Below are 15,315 nucleotides of genomic sequence, written 5' to 3' on the forward strand. Positions count from 1 at the left end.
AGGCCAGTTTGTGGAGTCTGAACTGAGATAAAACGGTAACTTTGCTAGGATGGGGCACTATTGGCGTCCACGGCTACTCTTCATGGCCGAGCGTTGAGGTCGCCAGGTCTTAATGAGCCTTAAAGAGGAGTCATAGAATGCAGCAGTGGGCCCGCCCTTTCAGTCTTATTGTCGGCCTTGCGCTCTCCGCTAGCGTGGTGAGTGACACAACGCCTGGCGACCCCGCCCCCGCTTTTCTGGTTAGCGATGCGACCGGAGAATCCCACACGCTGTCTCAGTACATCGGGGAGTGGCTGGTACTGGAGTGGTTTGATCCCGGCTGTGAGGCCGTTCAGCAGGCCTATGCCAACGATGCGCTGCCTCAGTTGCAAGAGCGTTACCGGGAAGAAGGCGTGAAGTGGCTGACAATCATCTCTTCCAAGCCCGGGCCGGACAACGTGGTGGAGCCGGAAGAGGCTATGGCTCTGAAGGGAGAGAATGGCCTGTCTTCCGAGGCGCCCATCTTGTTGGACGAGACCAGTGTGATGGCTCGGGCCTACAGCGTTGAGGCGGCCCCCTATGTCATTCTGATCGACCCGAAAGGTACGCTCATGTATCGCGGGGCGCCGGGGGTGGCCCCCGCAGAGACCGAAGATAGAGGTAACAGCTATATTGAGGCGGCTCTCGAGTCGGCCATGGCCGGGGAGCCTCTGGAGCAAACCGCTACACCGGCCAATGGCTGCGAGCTGGACCTGGAGCTTTAGGCGAGTGCTGAATCCGAAAGCGCTTCTTCGTACACCCGCTCGTATTCGGCGGCGCTCCGCTCCCAGGTGTAGTCGCCTCCCATGGCGTTGAGCTGCCGTGCCCGCCAAGCTTCGGGGTGGTCACGGTACAAGGCCAGGGCCCGCTTGAGGGTTGAGCGCAAGGCCCCGGTGGTGGCGCTATTAAAGCGAAAACCATTGGCTTGCGCGGGGTCATCGTTATCAATAACGGTGTCCTTTAGTCCGCCCACCGCGTGCACCAACGGCAGCGTTCCGTAACGAAGACTGTAGAGTTGGTTGAGGCCACAGGGCTCGAACAGGGAGGGCATTAAAAACAGGTCTACGCCGGCCTCAATCTGATGGGCCAATGCTTCGTTATAGCCCAGCTGAACGGACAACTGCGCTGGATAATCTTGAGCGAGCCGCTGGAAGGCTTCTTCGTAGTCCGCCATTCCGCTGCCGAGGATGACCACTTGAATATCATTTCGGGCCAGGAACTCCGGCAGTGTTCCCAGCAATAAGTCCAGGCCTTTTTGTTCCACCATCCGCCCGATAAAGCCCAAAAGTGGTGTGCCCGGCTCGTTGGCCAGCCTCAGCTGTGAGCACAAAGCGCGCTTGTTAATGTCTTTCTTTTCTAAATGGCGGTGGTCGTAGTGGGCGACCAAGTGGACGTCCCGCTTGGGGTTCCATTCTTTGGCATCAATGCCATTGAGAATTCCGTAAAAATGATGGCGCCGTGCTCGCAGCAAGCCGTCCAGCCCACAACCGGCCGCGGGGGCTTGCACCTCCTGGGCATAAGTGGGGCTAACAGTGGTCAGCCGGTCGGCAAATACCAGACCGCCCTTAATAAAGGACAGTTGACCGTAAAACTCCAGGTAATCGGGGTGCCAGAGCCCGGGCGGCAACCCCAGCTCCTGCAGGGCCGAAGCATCAAACAGGCCGTGGTAGGCCAGGTTGTGAATGGTGAATACGGTGGCCGGTGGTCGAGTTGTCTCTTTGTCTTCTCGAGCCAGCAGCTCACAGGCCATGCCGCCCTGCCAGTCATTGGCATGCACCAGATCGGCTTTCCAGTCCAGCCCCGCTCGCCCCATGGCCAGTTCTACCGCCGCCCGGCACAAGGTATAAAAGCGACGGTGGTTGTCCGGCCAATCCGTCCCCTCGGCGGTGACATAGGGGTTGCCCACTCGCCGGGAAAACTCGGGAATATCTACCAGCCACACAATCACCCGAGTGCCCGGGAGCCGGGTTTGCCATAGGCGAACCTCGCGCCCATCCAATATCAGGGTACCCCGGGGCTTGAGCGGCGGCGCCTTGCCGTCGATGCCGTGGGCCTCCAAACGTTGAAACACCGACTGGTAGGCCGGCAACACCAGGCGAACCGAGTGACCGCGTTTGATGAGTGCCCGGGGCAGGGCGCCGGCCACATCGGCAAGGCCGCCGGTTTTTATTAGGGGAAAGGCTTCACTTGCCAGCCAGAGAATATTCATAGCGCGTGACATTCGAGAATAATGGCTCCCAGTGGCGGCAAAGTCACTTGGATCGAATAGGGGCGATTCATCCAGGGCGATGCTTCGGCCGGAATGGGCAGCGGGTTGCCAAGGTTGCTCCCCCCGTAATAGGTGGAGTCCGAATTAAAAATTTCCCGGTATTCGCCCGCACTGGGCACGCCCAAACGGTACCCCTCCCGAGGCGTGGGGGTAAAATTCAGCACCACCACGAGAAAGCCGTCTTCACTGGAGCGCAAATAACTGATGATAGACTGAGTACTGTCGTGGCAATCGATCCATTCAAAGCCCTCGGGGCGAAAACCCCGCTGGTGGAGCTCTGTCCGGTTTCGGTAGAGATGGTTCAAGTCCGTTACCGTGCTCAAAATGCCGCGATGGGGGGCATGGTCCAGCAGTCCCCAATCCAGGGGCTCCCGGTAAGCCCACTCCTTTCGTTGGGCAAATTCCGAGCCCATAAACAACAGTTTATTGCCCGGATAGGTCCACTGGTAACTGTATAGTAGCCGCAGGTTGGCGAATTTCTGCCAGTCATCCCCGGGCATCTTTCCCAACAGACTGCCTTTGCCGTGCACGACTTCATCGTGAGAGAAGGGCAACATGAAGTTTTCAGTAAAGGCGTACACCAGCCCAAAGGTCAGTTGGTCGTGATGATAATGGCGGTAAATCGGATCCTTGCTCATATAGACTAGGGTGTCGTGCATCCAGCCCATGTTCCATTTCATGGAAAAGCCGAGGCCACCCACCCAGGTGGGCCGCGTCACCTGGGGCCAAGCGGTGGACTCCTCAGCCATAACCAGAGACCCCGGATGTTCACCGTGGCAGAGCTCGTTCAATTGGCGCAGAAAATCAATGGCTTCCAGGTTCTCGTTGCCGCCATAGCGGTTGGGCAGCCAGTCACCCTCCTCACGGGAGTAATCCAGGTAAAGCATGGAGGCCACCGCGTCCACCCGCAGGCCATCAATGTGGAATTCCTTTAGCCAATAAAGGGCGTTGGCCAACAAAAAGTTGCGCACCTCATTGCGGCCATAGTTGTAGATCAGTGTGCCCCAATCCCGGTGCTCGCCCCGGCGTGGGTCTTCGTGCTCATACAAGGCGGTACCGTCGTAACGCGCCAGGGCGTGCTCGTCCTTGGGAAAATGGGCGGGCACCCAGTCCAGTAAGACACCCACCCCCGCTTGATGCAGGTAATCCACAAAGTAACGAAAATCATCCGGTGAACCGAAGCGGCTGGTGGGCGCGTAATACCCCGTGGTTTGATAACCCCAGGAGTCGTCCAACGGGTGCTCGGTAATCGGCAGTAACTCAATATGGGTAAAGCCGAGGGGTCTGACATAGTCCGCAATCTGATGGGCCAGGTCGCGGTAGTTCATAAACCCGCCCTCTTGCGTCTTCTGCCAGGAGCTAAGGTGCAGTTCATACACCGACATGGGTGCCGCCTGCCAGTCCCACGTGGCCCGTTGTTCTAGCCAATCGGCATCGCCCCAGCGATACCGGGTGGGGGGCACGACGCGCGCGGCGGTTTGCGGTCGGATTTCAAAGGCGCGGCCGTAAGGGTCGGCTTTGGATTGCACTTGCCCCGATTCCCGATTGCGAACCGAGAATTTGTAGAGATTGTCCGGGCTCAGGCCGGGGACGAACAGTTCCCACACGCCACTGCCGCCCAGTACCCGCATGGGATGACGGCGTTCATCCCAGAGGTTGAAGTCCCCGATGACACTCACCCGTTCGGCGGCCGGTGCCCAGGTGGCGAACAGCACACCCTCGACTCCGTCGACGGTTTTACAGTGAGCGCCAAGCACGTCCTGCACCTGCCAGTGCCGCCCCTCCCCGAACAGGTGCAAGTCCAGTTCGCCCACTTGTGGGGCGAAGGTATACGGCGTTCGCTCTGTGTAAGTGCAGCCCTCGGTATCTTTCCACTCCAGTTCAGGGTGGGGTGGAAGAGCCGCTTTCTCTCCCTTCCAGCACCATAGGCCGTCTTTGGTTTCTCGGGTTAATGTCAATGTGGCGTTAACGCCGGTTATCGAAATGCTCTTCGCATAAGGCAGAAAAACACGAAATGTAACCAATGAAGCGTCCCCCGGAAGGGGGTGGCAGCCGAGCACCTGAAAAGGATCGTGGTGTCGGGCTTGCGCCAAGCGCTCGCTGGCTTCCTTTAAAGCAGTCGCTGGCATAGGACATGACTCTTCCAAGCGTATGTCGTTAAAGCGTAATAGGGATGCCGTTATATTACCAGCGGTTTATGAATTGTCACGCACACTGTTTTAGACGCCACAAAAAATGATGCCATTTGATCAGGAACAAGTTGACTTGTCATTTTTGTGACTACACTTATTGAAGGGCGCTTCGCGACTCTTAGCGGTGCCCTAAAGCCAAGGATCCACGGACTAATCCAATGTTTCAAACGTAACAAAAATCCTTGGCATCTTTATTGCTCAATCGTTGTTATGGAATCGTTATCGACGGGGCAGCCCCCTCTGTTGATGACGTTCTCCTGTTCTAGGGATACGTTTTATGCTCACTTCCACATCCGGACGTTTTGTCAGTCGTTTAACCCGTGAAACTCTGGCAATCGTGCTGGCCGGGGGCCGCGGTTCCCGCTTGCACCAACTAACCAACTGGCGCGCCAAGCCCGCCGTGCATTATGGCGGAAAGTTTCGCATTATCGATTTTCCGCTTTCTAATTGCGTGAATTCCGGCATTCGGCGTATCAGTGTTTTGACTCAGTACAAATCCCATTCACTGGATCGTCACATTCAACGGGGGTGGGGTTTTCTGGGGGGAGAGCTGGGCGAATTTGTCGAGTTGCTCCCCGCCCAGCAACGCATGGGGGAGAACTGGTATGCGGGCACGGCCGATGCCGTTTTGCAAAACCTGGATATTATTCGCCGCCACAACCCGGCCTATGTATTGATCCTGGCGGGTGACCACGTCTATAAAATGGATTACGGCACCATGTTGGCCGCTCACGTGGAGCGCGAGGCCGACATTACCGTGGGTTGCATTGAGGTGCCTCTGGAGCAAGCCAGTGCCTTTGGCGTAATGAATATTGACAGCGACAACCAGATTGTCAGCTTCCTGGAAAAGCCGAAAAACCCCGAGCCCATGCCGGGCTCCTCCGATCAGGCGCTGGCCTCCATGGGCATTTATATCTTCAATACCGAGGTGCTGTTTCGGGAGCTTCTTAACGACCAAAACCTGCCGGGCTCCTCCCACGATTTCGGTAAAGATATTATTCCCTCTTTGATAAAGAGCCACCGGGTCACGGCTTTTCCCTTCCGAGACCCGGTTACCGGTGGGAAAGCCTACTGGCGCGATGTGGGCACCATCGACTCGCTCTGGGAGGCGAACCTGGAGCTGACGGGTATTACCCCAGAGCTGGACCTGTACAACTCGGAGTGGCCGATTTGGACCTATCAGGAACAGGTGCCCCCGGCCAAGTTTGTGTTTGACGATGAGGGCCGCCGAGGCAGCGCGGTGGACTCCATGGTCGCCGGCGGGAGTATCGTCTCGGGAGCGCAGGTGAACCATTCACTGCTGTTCCCGAGGGTAAGAATCCACTCTTACGCCGAAGTGACCGACTCGGTGCTGTTTCCCCGAGTGGATGTCGGGCGCAACTGTCGAATCAAAAAGGCGTTGATCGATCGGGGGTGCCAGATCCCACCGGGCACGGAGATCGGCTACAACCTTGAAGAAGATCGCAAGCGGTTTCACGTATCACCAAAGGGAGTGGTGCTTGTTACTCCCGAAATGCTGGATGAGGGGAATTCCTATGTGTTCTGAGGTCAGTCAGCCACGAGCAAAGGTCGTGCTTTGCTGGCACATGCATCAACCGGATTACCGGGATCGGTTGACGGGGGAATATTATTTTCCCTGGACTTACCTGCATGCACTTAAAGACTACACCGATATGCTGGCGCACCTGGAGGCCAACCCCCGGGCCTGTGCGGTGGTGAATTTCGCGCCCATTCTCCTGGAGCAGCTGGATGACTACCTGAGTCAGGTGGATCAGTACTTGGAGAAGGGCGAACCGATTCGGGACCCGATGCTCGCCGCGCTGATGCGGGATGAACAACCAACGCCGGGCAGTGAAGCGTTTCAAACCCTAGCGGAGAACTGTCTTCGTGCTCACCGTGATCGCATGATTGAGCGCTTTCCCGCCTACCGGTCCCTGGTCCAGGTGTTTGAACAAGCCATCGAAGCACCCCAAGGGCTAAACTATTTAACTGAACAGTTTTTGATCGACATCCTGGTTTGGTACCACCTGGCCTGGCTGGGAGAACATCACCGCCGACACGACGATCGTATTAAGGCGCTTCAGGAAAAGCGCGGCGGTTTCACCAAAGAGGACCGAAGGACGTTGCTATCCGTCGTGGCGGACCAACTGCGTCTGATCAAACCGGGTTACCGGGCACTTCATGAGCAGGGGCGCATCGAGCTGGCAATGAGCCCTTACGCGCACCCCATATTGCCGCTATTGCTGGACTTTGACAGCGCCCGCCAGGCGATGCCGAAGGTGTCGCTACCCGAGGCTTCGCAGTACCCCGGGGGCGAAGCGCGGGCGCATTGGCATGTGCGCCATGGCCTTGAGGTTTTTGAGCAGTATTTTGGCTGCCGGCCCAAGGGCTGCTGGGCCTCCGAAGGGGCCCTCAGTGACGCTACCCTGGCACTGCTGAGCGAAGAACAGTTTCTGTGGAGCGCCACGGGAGACTCCGTTCTGCACAACAGCATTAAGCACAAGGACAATAAGGGCCTGGCGCCCAAACATTTGCACCGCGCCTACCAATTCGAAGGCAGCGACCTCTATACGTTTTTCCGGGACGACGGACTCTCGGACTTGATCGGGTTTCAGTATGCGGATTGGCACGCCGAAGATGCGGTGGGAGACCTGCTGAACCACTTGGTTAACATTGCCGATCACAGCGACGACCCGGAGGCCTGTGTCATCTCCATTATTATGGACGGCGAGAATGCCTGGGAATACTACCCCGAAAACGCCTGGCACTTTCTCGAAGCCCTTTACCGCCGCCTCGGGGACCACCCCCGCTTGGAGCTGACAACCTATGAAGCGGCACTGGCCGAACGCGAACTTGAACCCGTTGCGCTCAAACACATGGTGGCCGGAAGCTGGGTTTACGGCACCTTTTCAACCTGGATTGGTGACCGGGACAAGAACCGCGCCTGGGACATGTTGTGTGAGGCCAAAGCGGTTTACGACCAATCGGTCGAAGTCCTCAATGAGGCTGAAAGGGAAGCGGCTGAGCTACAACTGGCTCAGTGTGAAGGGTCGGACTGGTTCTGGTGGTTTGGGGACTACAATCCGTCGGGAAGCGTGCGAGATTTTGATTACCTGTTCCGCCGCCACCTGACCAACTTGTACACGCTACTTAAACAGCCGGCGCCCGAGTATTTGAAATCTGCATTCAGTCACGGTGGTGGCTCACCCGCCGCCGGCGGAGTTATGCGCAAAGGGCACGCGGAGGGCGCCACCTAATGGCTTTGCGCGACCTGCCCCACCCGCTCATGCGAGACCGTCGCGCCGGGGTGCTGTTGCACCCCACGTCACTGCCGGGGGAGGGGAGCAACGGCACGCTCGGTGTGGAAGCCTACCGTTTTGTCGACTTTCTGGCCGACTCTGGGCTGACGCTTTGGCAAATGCTGCCTCTTGGGCCCACCCATCTAAACCGCTCGCCTTATCAGACCCTGTCGGTGCATGCCGGCAACCCGGACCTGATAGATTTGGATGACTTGGTGGCGCGGCAGTGGCTCTCCCCTGAACACCGCTTTAGCGAAACGCCGAAGCAAGCTCGCCGCCGTGCGGCGGATTGCTTTTTCTCCCACTATGATGACCAGCCCGATAGCGCGGAAAGCTTTGAGCGGTTTTGCTATGAGCAGCACCATTGGCTGGATGATTACGCCCTGTTCATGGCGCTGCGAGACTGCTACCCGGAAGGGGACTGGACCCATTGGCCGGACGATGTTCGGTTGCGTCGAACTCAGGGTATGGCGCGCATGCGCCGAGAGCTGACGCAACCCATTGAAATCTACCGTTTCGAGCAGTTTATTTTTAACCAGCAGTGGCAAGCACTGCGCCACTATGCACGGGAAAAGCAGGTCGCTTTGTTTGGCGACATGCCAATTTTCGTCGCTCATGACAGCGCCGATGTCTGGGCGAACCAGTCCCTATTTCACCTTGATGCGGCGGGCCAGCCACTGACAGTGGCGGGGGTGCCGCCGGATTATTTTTCCGAAGACGGTCAGCACTGGGGCAACCCTCATTATAACTGGGAGGAAATGCAGGCCAATGACTTCCGCTGGTGGCGCCAGCGCGTCAGCACCCAGTTACTGTGGTTTGACTTGGTTCGGCTCGATCACTTTCGCGGTCTCGAGGCCTTTTGGGAAATTCCCGCCAGCACGCCCCAGCCGCGTCTTGGGCGCTGGGTAGAGGCCCCGGGCCGAGCCCTGTTAAACAGCCTGTTTCGCGAACACAAAAACCTACCGTTGGTGGCGGAAAACCTGGGCGTTATCACAGAAGAGGTGGAAGTGCTGCGGGAGTCCTTCAAACTGCCGGGCATGGTGGTTTTGCAGTTCGCCTTTGACGGCAATTCGGACAACCCCCATTTGCCGCATAACTATTCGCCCCACACGGTGGTTTACACCGGGACCCACGACAACGATACCAGCCTTGGCTGGTTCTGCTCACAAGAACAAGCAGTACAGGAGCGCCTGCTCGACTACTGCCATCACAGTCAGGACGACATGCCAGACCTGCTGGTCAGGCTGGCCCTTTCTTCCGTCGCCAATATTGCGATTATCCCCTTGCAAGACCTGCTGGGCTTGAACAGCGAACATCGCATGAACCGGCCCGGCACAGAGGAGGGCAATTGGCTTTGGCGTTTTGCCTGGCCACAAGTCCCACCCGACTTACCCCAAAGAATGATTCACTGGCTGACGCTATACGGGCGTCAACCCAATCTATCGCTTAACCATCACTCACGTTTATGAGGTATTTGCCATGGAGCATCGCTGCAGCCGAAGAGTCCCACTGAATATCAATGCGCTAATCTACAAACACGGCGCGCCGGTTGCCATGGGGCGAATCAAAAATGGCAGCCGCCACGGCCTGTTTGTCGAAACTGACTACGGGGACGTGCGCGAGCTGCAAACATTGGAACTCGAAATTCTTTTGGGCCAACGGGTCAAGGGCAACCGTCGTTGTCGAATCGGGGCGCTGGTCGTACACAAATCCACGTTTGGTATTGGGCTTGAGCTGGATGTGGCGGAGCAGAACGCCCAGCCGTTGAAGGAATTCATTGAGCAACGGCGGTGGGATCAGCACCGAGTCAACCGTGACCTATTGGCTGAAACCGCTACCCGCGCGGCACGAGTCGCGGGTGGGCCGGAGGAGCCCGGGGAGGTAAGCCCGGTTCAACTCAGAGGCCAATGAACTCTGTATAGGCGGGGGCGCTTCATGGGTGTGAGCAAAACAAGGCTCGCGCATCAGCCTGAATTGCCCCTGAAAAGCCCCGGAGGTTAGGATAGAGGCTTTTTAGCGACTGAATGGGACCGCGCGCATGGCCTCCCCCCAAACTGACAAAGACTCGTTGCTTTCGATCTTCCTCGCGTTTCTTACCCTGGGCTGTACCAGCTTCGGAGGGCCGGTGGCCCACTTGGGGTACTTCCGCACTGAATTTGTTGCACGCCGGCGCTGGCTCGCTGACCACGACTATGCGGATCTGGTCGCCCTGTGCCAATTTTTGCCCGGCCCCGCCAGTAGTCAGGTGGGTATGGGGCTGGGGTATTTCCGCCGGGGTCTGCCGGGCTCTTTGGTGGCATGGCTGGGTTTCACATTGCCTTCGGCGATATTGATGATTGGCTTTGCCTTGGCCGTGACCCAAACCGGTATGGCTCAGGGCGCCGAATGGCTCTCAGGCCTGAAAGTCGTCGCCGTGGCCGTGGTGGCTCAAGCGCTTTGGGGAATGGGCAAGTCACTCTGCCCCGATCGCCTGACCGCCACTCTGGCCATTGCCTCAGCGCTGCTGGCATTAACTATTGATGGCGTCTGGGGGCAACTTAGCGGCATATTCCTGGGGGCTCTGGTTGGGGTTGTGTGGCTTCAGTCCCACCACAAGCCCACGGAAGGGAGTTTTCCAATGGCCAAAGCGAAAGCCGGCTGGGTGGCGGCATTGTTCTTCGCGCTGTTGCTCTCGACTCTGCCGCTTCTGTCGAGCCAGCTTCAAAATGCCTATCTGTTATTACTCGATAGCTTCTACCGGGCCGGTGCTTTGGTGTTTGGGGGAGGGCACGTTGTGCTGCCACTTCTGCAGGCGGAGCTGGTGCCGGAAGGACTGATTTCCAACGACCTGTTTCTGGCCGGCTACGGTGCCGCCCAAGCGTTGCCGGGCCCGCTCTTTACGTTCGCCGGTTACCTGGGGGCGGCCATTGGCACAGGGCCGGAAGCCGTGGTGCTGGGGAGCTTAGCGATAATCTCTATATTTCTGCCGGGCTTCTTGCTGATTATTGCTGCCTTGCCGTTATGGGGCGCTCTGCGCCGGCAACCCACCTTACGCAAAGCACTCACGGGTGTGAATGCTGCCGTGGTCGGCCTGCTGTTGGCGGCCTTTTATGACCCGGTATGGACCAGCGCCATTCACTCGCCCACCGATTTCGGTATTGCATTGGCGGCGTTTGGCGCTTTGCTCTACTGGCGTCTGCCGCCTTGGCTGGTTGTCGTGGGGACCGCCGTCATTCATCCACTGCTTTAACAGAGATAACGGGCGGCCCTCGAAGTCTTTAACGGCTCATTAAAGTCTTTAACGGCCCTTAAAAGTCCTTAACGACTCCAACCTGCATCCGGGGAGAAGCGTTGGCCATGGAGTTGTTCCAACTGTTGCAAGCGCTGCTGGATTTCGCCAAAACCTCGCTCGTGGGCGTACTTCATGGGCCCGCCGCGGAAGGGGGCGAAGCCGGTGCCAAAAATCATGGCCCCGTCGAGTAGTTCTTCATCCTCCACGACGTTCTCGCTCAGGCAGGCCATGCAGGCATTGAGCATGGGCAATATCAAGCGGTCCAGGGTATCCTCTGGTGCGCGGGGCACTTGGTCCTGTTTCTTGGGTTTGCCTTTTTCCCATTGGTACAAGCCTTCACCGGTTTTCTTGCCGAGCTTTTCTTGCTCAACCTTGTCCCGGAACCATTTGGGCGGCTCGGGCAAGTCACCTTCCAGGCGCTCGCGCAGCATTTCCGCCACGCCTAGGCAGATATCCAACCCGACTTGGTCCGCCAGTTCAATGGGCCCCATGGGCATGCCGAAGTCGAGCGCGACCCGGTCAATACTCTCCGCTTTAACGCCTTCGTCGAGCATCATGATCGCTTCAATCAAATAAGGCGTCAGCGCGCGGTTGACCAGAAAGCCGGGGGCGCTGGAAACCGGGCAGGGCAGGCGGCTGATCTGTCCGACAAACTGGCGGGCTCGATCATAGGTATGATCGTTCAGGGCGGAATGTTTGACCACCTCCACCAACTGCATCTGCGCGACGGGGTTAAAGAAGTGCACGCCCACCAGTCGCTCGGGTTGCTTCAAACCTTCCTGCAGCTGTTCCAGGGGAATGCTCGAGGTATTGGAGGCCAAAATCGCCCCGTCCTTGAGTTGGGGCTCGATTTCGGCGAACACCTTGTGTTTGATTTCCAGTTTCTCCGGAACAGCTTCAAGCACCAGGTCTGCCTGGCCGATTCCCTGGTGGGTAAAGTCGGGAATCAGCCGGTCCAGTACGGCTCGCGTATCGGCCGAGCTGAAGCGTTTTTTCCGACATAAGTCCGCGGTTTTACCGATGGCCTTCGCAATCATTTCGGGCTGGGTATCGAATAGCGTAACCCGAAGCCCCTGAATGGCACACCAGCCGGCAATATCACCGCCCATGGCGCCGGCGCCAATCACGTGAACCTGCTTCACCGGGTCGACATCCTCCCCGACCGAGGACTGGCCTTTGAGGCTTTCTCTAAGAAAGAAAACCCGGACTAGGTTGCGGGAGGTTTCACTGGTCAGCAGTTTGGCGAAAGAGGGCACTTCATGCTTCAGTAAACTCTTTCGATTTTGCCCGTGCTTTTCCCAGAGGTCGACCAGCGCGTAAGGCGCCGGGTAATGTTCCGCAGGTGCCTTGCTGGCCGCCTGGGAACGCATTTTTTTGCCGGCATAGCGCCGTACAGGGTCAAGGCGAAACAGCTTCGCTGTCCAGTGGTTCTTTCGGCGTGAGAGTTTGCCGTCCGCCGCGGCCCTGACCGCGTTGGCGACGTGCCTTTCCTGCACCAGGGCATCCACCAGCCCCAGGGACTTGGCCTTCTTATCGCGTGTGTTTTTGCCGGTCAGCATCATGGTCATCGCCTGCACGGGGCTGATCAGATCCACCAGGCGACCGGTGCCTCCCAGGCCGGGGTGCAGACCCAGAAGCACTTCCGGCGTGCCGAAGGTCGCCCCTTTTATGGCGATGCGATAATCACAGCACAGGGCCAGCTCCAGGCCGCCCCCCAATGCCGCGCCGTGAATCACCGCAATGGTGGGGCAGCGCAAATCTTCCAGCCGATTCACTACGCCATGGGCTTTGTTTAGCTTGTCCTCCACCTCGGTTTCGCTGTGAAGGTTGCGAAACTCCTTAATATCGGCGCCGACACAAAAGCTTCCGGTTTTACCGGAGCGCAGCACCAGTGCTTTAGGGAGGTCGGACTCAAGGTCATCCAGTACCTGACCCAACTCCTCCAACACCTCGGCCGAGAGCACGTTGGTGCTTGAGTCCGCTTTGTTGAGCAGCAGCCAGGCAATGCCCTGCTCGTCGCGTTTGAGCTGCCAGTGTTTCCAGGGACCACTGCTTTCCTGGTCGGGTTGGTAGCCAAAAGGGCCCAGTTCGAGGGCGCGTGCCTGTAAGGCGGAAAATACGGGACCTGTCATCTAGCGCTCTCCTTAAAGTCGTTCGATCATCATGGCGCCGGCCTGGCCGCCGCCGATGCATTGTGTCGCAATACCGCGTTTCAGCCCTTTGCGTTCCAGGGTATTCATCAGGTGCAGAACAATACGGTTGCCACTGGTACCCACTGGGTGGCCGAGCGCCACGGCGCCGCCGTCAACGTTCAGTTTCTCCCGGTCAATGCGGCCGAGGCGCTGCTCCAGCCCGAGCGCTTCCCGGCAGAAAGTGTCGTCATCCAGGGCTTCCAGGCAGGCCAGTACTTGAGCGGCAAAGGCCTCGTTGAGCTCCCACAAATCAATGTCTTCCAGGCGCATATTGTGGCGGGTCAACAATTGAGCGATGCTCATGGCCGGGCCCAACCCCATTATTTGAGGGTCGAGGGCGGACCAATGGCTGTCGGTAATGACCGCCTTGGGAGTCAAGTTATGTTTCTGCACCGCCTCTTCGGAGGCGAGAATCATCCAGGAGGCGCCATCGGTAATCTGGGAGCTGTTCCCGGCGGTGACAATGCCATAGGGGCGCTCAAACACGGGCTTAAGCTTGCTGAGGTGCTCCACCGAGCTGTCCCGGCGGACGCCATTGTCTTCGGAGTAGAGGGTGCCATCGGGTGCGATGGCGGGCACCACTTCATTATCCAACCAGCCTTCCTCCTGCGCCTTAGCTAGACGCAAGTGGCTGCTGACAGCGTATTCATCGGCCTGTTGGCGGGTAATCCCATACAGTTGTGCGATTACCTCCGCGGTCTGGCCCATATTCAATTCCACAATGGGGTCGGTCAGCCCCCGTTCCAGACCCACCACCGGTTTCAGCATGCCGAGCTTTAGCCGGGTCAAGGTTTTCAGCTTCGCCATGGGGCTTTTGGCAAGCTGCAAATCGGCGAGCCAGTTGACGGTTTTTTGTTGAAGCAGCAGCGGTGAGTGGCTCAGTGCCTCCGCGCCGCCGGCCAGAATCAGGTCCGAGCTGCCGCTTTGGATGTGGCGATAAGCGCTGTCGATGGACAGCATGCCGGAACCGCAATTGATTTGGACGGTATAGGCCGGCATGTTTTCCCCCATGCCCAGTCGCAGGGCGGCCACACGGGAGGGGTTCATTTCCTCGGAAATCACGTTAACGCACCCCAGAACCACCTGGTCAAACGCAGACGACTCAAAGGGTTGGCGCATCAGCAGCGGACGGCCTGCCTGGACCGCGAGGTCCACGGGGGTGAACGGACCGGGCCGGCCCCGGGCCTTTAGAAAGGGGGTGCGGGCGCCATCGACGAGGTAAACCGGGCGGCGGCCGGCAGTGGAGTGGAAATCATTCGCCATGAGGGCTCCTTGAACAATCAGTGGAATAGTTCGATACCCTCAAGCATAAGGCCTTATCTCGTAGAATGACAACTGCTCTTATTGTCAGAGGCCATGGGCGGGCGTTTTTTCAGTGGATTGCGCTCAATTAAAACAAAAGTGGGAATTCTCAGTAACTCCCCGTGTCCCAAGTTATGCACGTCTTCACGTTTTCAACGAGAAGGAGAGGAACGATGCAAGTCAAGAATTTGATGAGCGGCAAACCAGAGTACATTGAAGCCAGTGCCACTATTGGCGAAGCGGCCAAGCGCTTGGAGCAAGAAGACAGGGGTTTCACGCCAGTGGCCGACCGGGAAAAGCTGGTAGGTGTGCTAACCGACCGCGATATCGCCCTGAGAGGCATGACCAACGGTAAAACCGCCAATGACAAGGTCAGCACCATTATGAGCGGCAAGGTGCTCTACTGTTATGAAGATGACGATGTCAAAGACGTTTTGCAAAACATGCACCAGCAGAACGTACAACGGCTGATTGTACTGAACAACAAGACCAACAAGGATTTTGTCGGGGTGGTCAGCCTGAGTGATATTGCAGAAAAATGCGACGCTAAAAAGGATTCGGACCTGACCCAGCGGGTTATTAACTGCTGTCAACGGTATCACTGATTCCTTGTTCGGGTGGGCCAACCGTTTGGCCCACCGCTTCCTTTACCAGAACATTTCTTCCTTTTAGGGCCGCGCCTCCAGGGCGAGCCTCATCTCTTCTTCTGGGCTCTTCGTAAATTCCTGTGGAAATCCAGTATAATTTCGGCCTAAACGTAGAGACTATTTCG

11 protein-coding genes are annotated in these 15,315 nt (G+C 57.8%); 7 read left to right on the plus strand and 4 right to left on the minus strand.

What is annotated here, in order from left to right:
• The first annotated feature begins 137 nt into the window (after window positions 1–137).
• Complete coding sequence (locus AAE514_RS01760) at window positions 138–743, plus strand: redoxin domain-containing protein (RefSeq protein ID WP_347329761.1); 606 nt, start codon at window positions 138–140, stop codon at window positions 741–743.
• On the opposite strand, the gene glgA is transcribed toward AAE514_RS01760, so the two are convergent.
• Entirely contained in the window at window positions 740–2,239 is a 1,500-nt protein-coding gene (gene glgA, locus AAE514_RS01765) for a glycogen synthase GlgA (RefSeq protein WP_347329762.1), read from the minus strand. The two genes, AAE514_RS01760 and glgA, sit on opposite strands and share 4 nt — an antisense overlap.
• On the minus strand, window positions 2,224–4,416 hold the full coding sequence (gene glgB / locus AAE514_RS01770) for a 1,4-alpha-glucan branching protein GlgB (RefSeq protein WP_347329763.1): 2,193 nt from the start codon (window positions 4,414–4,416) through the stop codon (window positions 2,224–2,226). The genes glgA and glgB overlap by 16 nt, the downstream gene beginning before the upstream one ends.
• Window positions 4,417–4,756: 340 nt before the next feature.
• On the opposite strand from glgB, the gene glgC reads away from it, so the two are divergent.
• The 5 genes from glgC (at window position 4,757) to chrA (ending at window position 11,007) form a co-directional block, all read left to right on the plus strand.
• On the plus strand, window positions 4,757–6,025 hold the full coding sequence (glgC, locus tag AAE514_RS01775; RefSeq protein ID WP_347329764.1) for a glucose-1-phosphate adenylyltransferase: 1,269 nt from the start codon (window positions 4,757–4,759) through the stop codon (window positions 6,023–6,025).
• Window positions 6,026–6,050: 25 nt separating this feature from the next.
• Window positions 6,051–7,736 (plus strand): glycoside hydrolase family 57 protein, encoded by a 1,686-nt coding sequence (locus AAE514_RS01780; RefSeq protein WP_347329765.1) that lies wholly within the window; start codon window positions 6,051–6,053, stop codon window positions 7,734–7,736.
• Entirely contained in the window at window positions 7,736–9,247 is a 1,512-nt protein-coding gene (malQ, locus tag AAE514_RS01785) for a 4-alpha-glucanotransferase (RefSeq protein ID WP_347329766.1), read from the plus strand. The genes AAE514_RS01780 and malQ overlap by 1 nt, the downstream gene beginning before the upstream one ends.
• Before the next feature lie 10 nt (window positions 9,248–9,257).
• Window positions 9,258–9,689, plus strand: coding sequence for a PilZ domain-containing protein (locus AAE514_RS01790; protein ID WP_347329767.1), 432 nt, complete (start codon window positions 9,258–9,260; stop codon window positions 9,687–9,689).
• A gap of 127 nt (window positions 9,690–9,816) precedes the next feature.
• Window positions 9,817–11,007, plus strand: coding sequence for a chromate efflux transporter (chrA, locus tag AAE514_RS01795; protein WP_347329768.1), 1,191 nt, complete (start codon window positions 9,817–9,819; stop codon window positions 11,005–11,007).
• Window positions 11,008–11,075: 68 nt separating this feature from the next.
• Here chrA and AAE514_RS01800 read toward each other — a convergent pair whose 3' ends face one another.
• Window positions 11,076–13,181, minus strand: coding sequence for a 3-hydroxyacyl-CoA dehydrogenase NAD-binding domain-containing protein (locus AAE514_RS01800; RefSeq protein ID WP_347329769.1), 2,106 nt, complete (start codon window positions 13,179–13,181; stop codon window positions 11,076–11,078).
• Between the two features lie 12 nt (window positions 13,182–13,193).
• Window positions 13,194–14,504, minus strand: coding sequence for an acetyl-CoA C-acetyltransferase (locus AAE514_RS01805; RefSeq protein ID WP_347329770.1), 1,311 nt, complete (start codon window positions 14,502–14,504; stop codon window positions 13,194–13,196).
• A gap of 212 nt (window positions 14,505–14,716) precedes the next feature.
• Here AAE514_RS01805 and AAE514_RS01810 point away from each other — a divergent pair, with 212 nt between their 5' ends.
• Window positions 14,717–15,148, plus strand: a complete 432-nt coding sequence (locus AAE514_RS01810) for a CBS domain-containing protein (RefSeq protein ID WP_347329772.1) — start codon at window positions 14,717–14,719, stop codon at window positions 15,146–15,148.
• Window positions 15,149–15,315 lie beyond the last annotated feature (167 nt).

Origin of the sequence: Marinimicrobium locisalis (assembly GCF_039822625.1) — a bacterium.
GTDB classification, from domain to species: Bacteria; Pseudomonadota; Gammaproteobacteria; order Pseudomonadales; family Cellvibrionaceae; genus Marinimicrobium; species Marinimicrobium locisalis.

Excerpts from the sequence above, each read along its gene's own strand:
- AAE514_RS01760 (WP_347329761.1), top strand. The coding sequence starts at position 138 with ATGCAGCAGTGGGCCCGCCCTTTCAGTCTTATTGTCGGCCTTGCGCTC.
- glgA (WP_347329762.1), bottom strand. The coding sequence starts at position 2,239 with ATGTCACGCGCTATGAATATTCTCTGGCTGGCAAGTGAAGCCTTTCCC.
- glgB (WP_347329763.1), bottom strand. The coding sequence starts at position 4,416 with ATGCCAGCGACTGCTTTAAAGGAAGCCAGCGAGCGCTTGGCGCAAGCC.
- glgC (WP_347329764.1), top strand. The coding sequence starts at position 4,757 with ATGCTCACTTCCACATCCGGACGTTTTGTCAGTCGTTTAACCCGTGAA.
- malQ (WP_347329766.1), top strand. The coding sequence starts at position 7,736 with ATGGCTTTGCGCGACCTGCCCCACCCGCTCATGCGAGACCGTCGCGCC.
- AAE514_RS01790 (WP_347329767.1), top strand. The coding sequence starts at position 9,258 with ATGGAGCATCGCTGCAGCCGAAGAGTCCCACTGAATATCAATGCGCTA.
- chrA (WP_347329768.1), top strand. The coding sequence starts at position 9,817 with ATGGCCTCCCCCCAAACTGACAAAGACTCGTTGCTTTCGATCTTCCTC.
- AAE514_RS01800 (WP_347329769.1), bottom strand. The coding sequence starts at position 13,181 with ATGACAGGTCCCGTATTTTCCGCCTTACAGGCACGCGCCCTCGAACTG.
- AAE514_RS01805 (WP_347329770.1), bottom strand. The coding sequence starts at position 14,504 with ATGGCGAATGATTTCCACTCCACTGCCGGCCGCCGCCCGGTTTACCTC.
- AAE514_RS01810 (WP_347329772.1), top strand. The coding sequence starts at position 14,717 with ATGCAAGTCAAGAATTTGATGAGCGGCAAACCAGAGTACATTGAAGCC.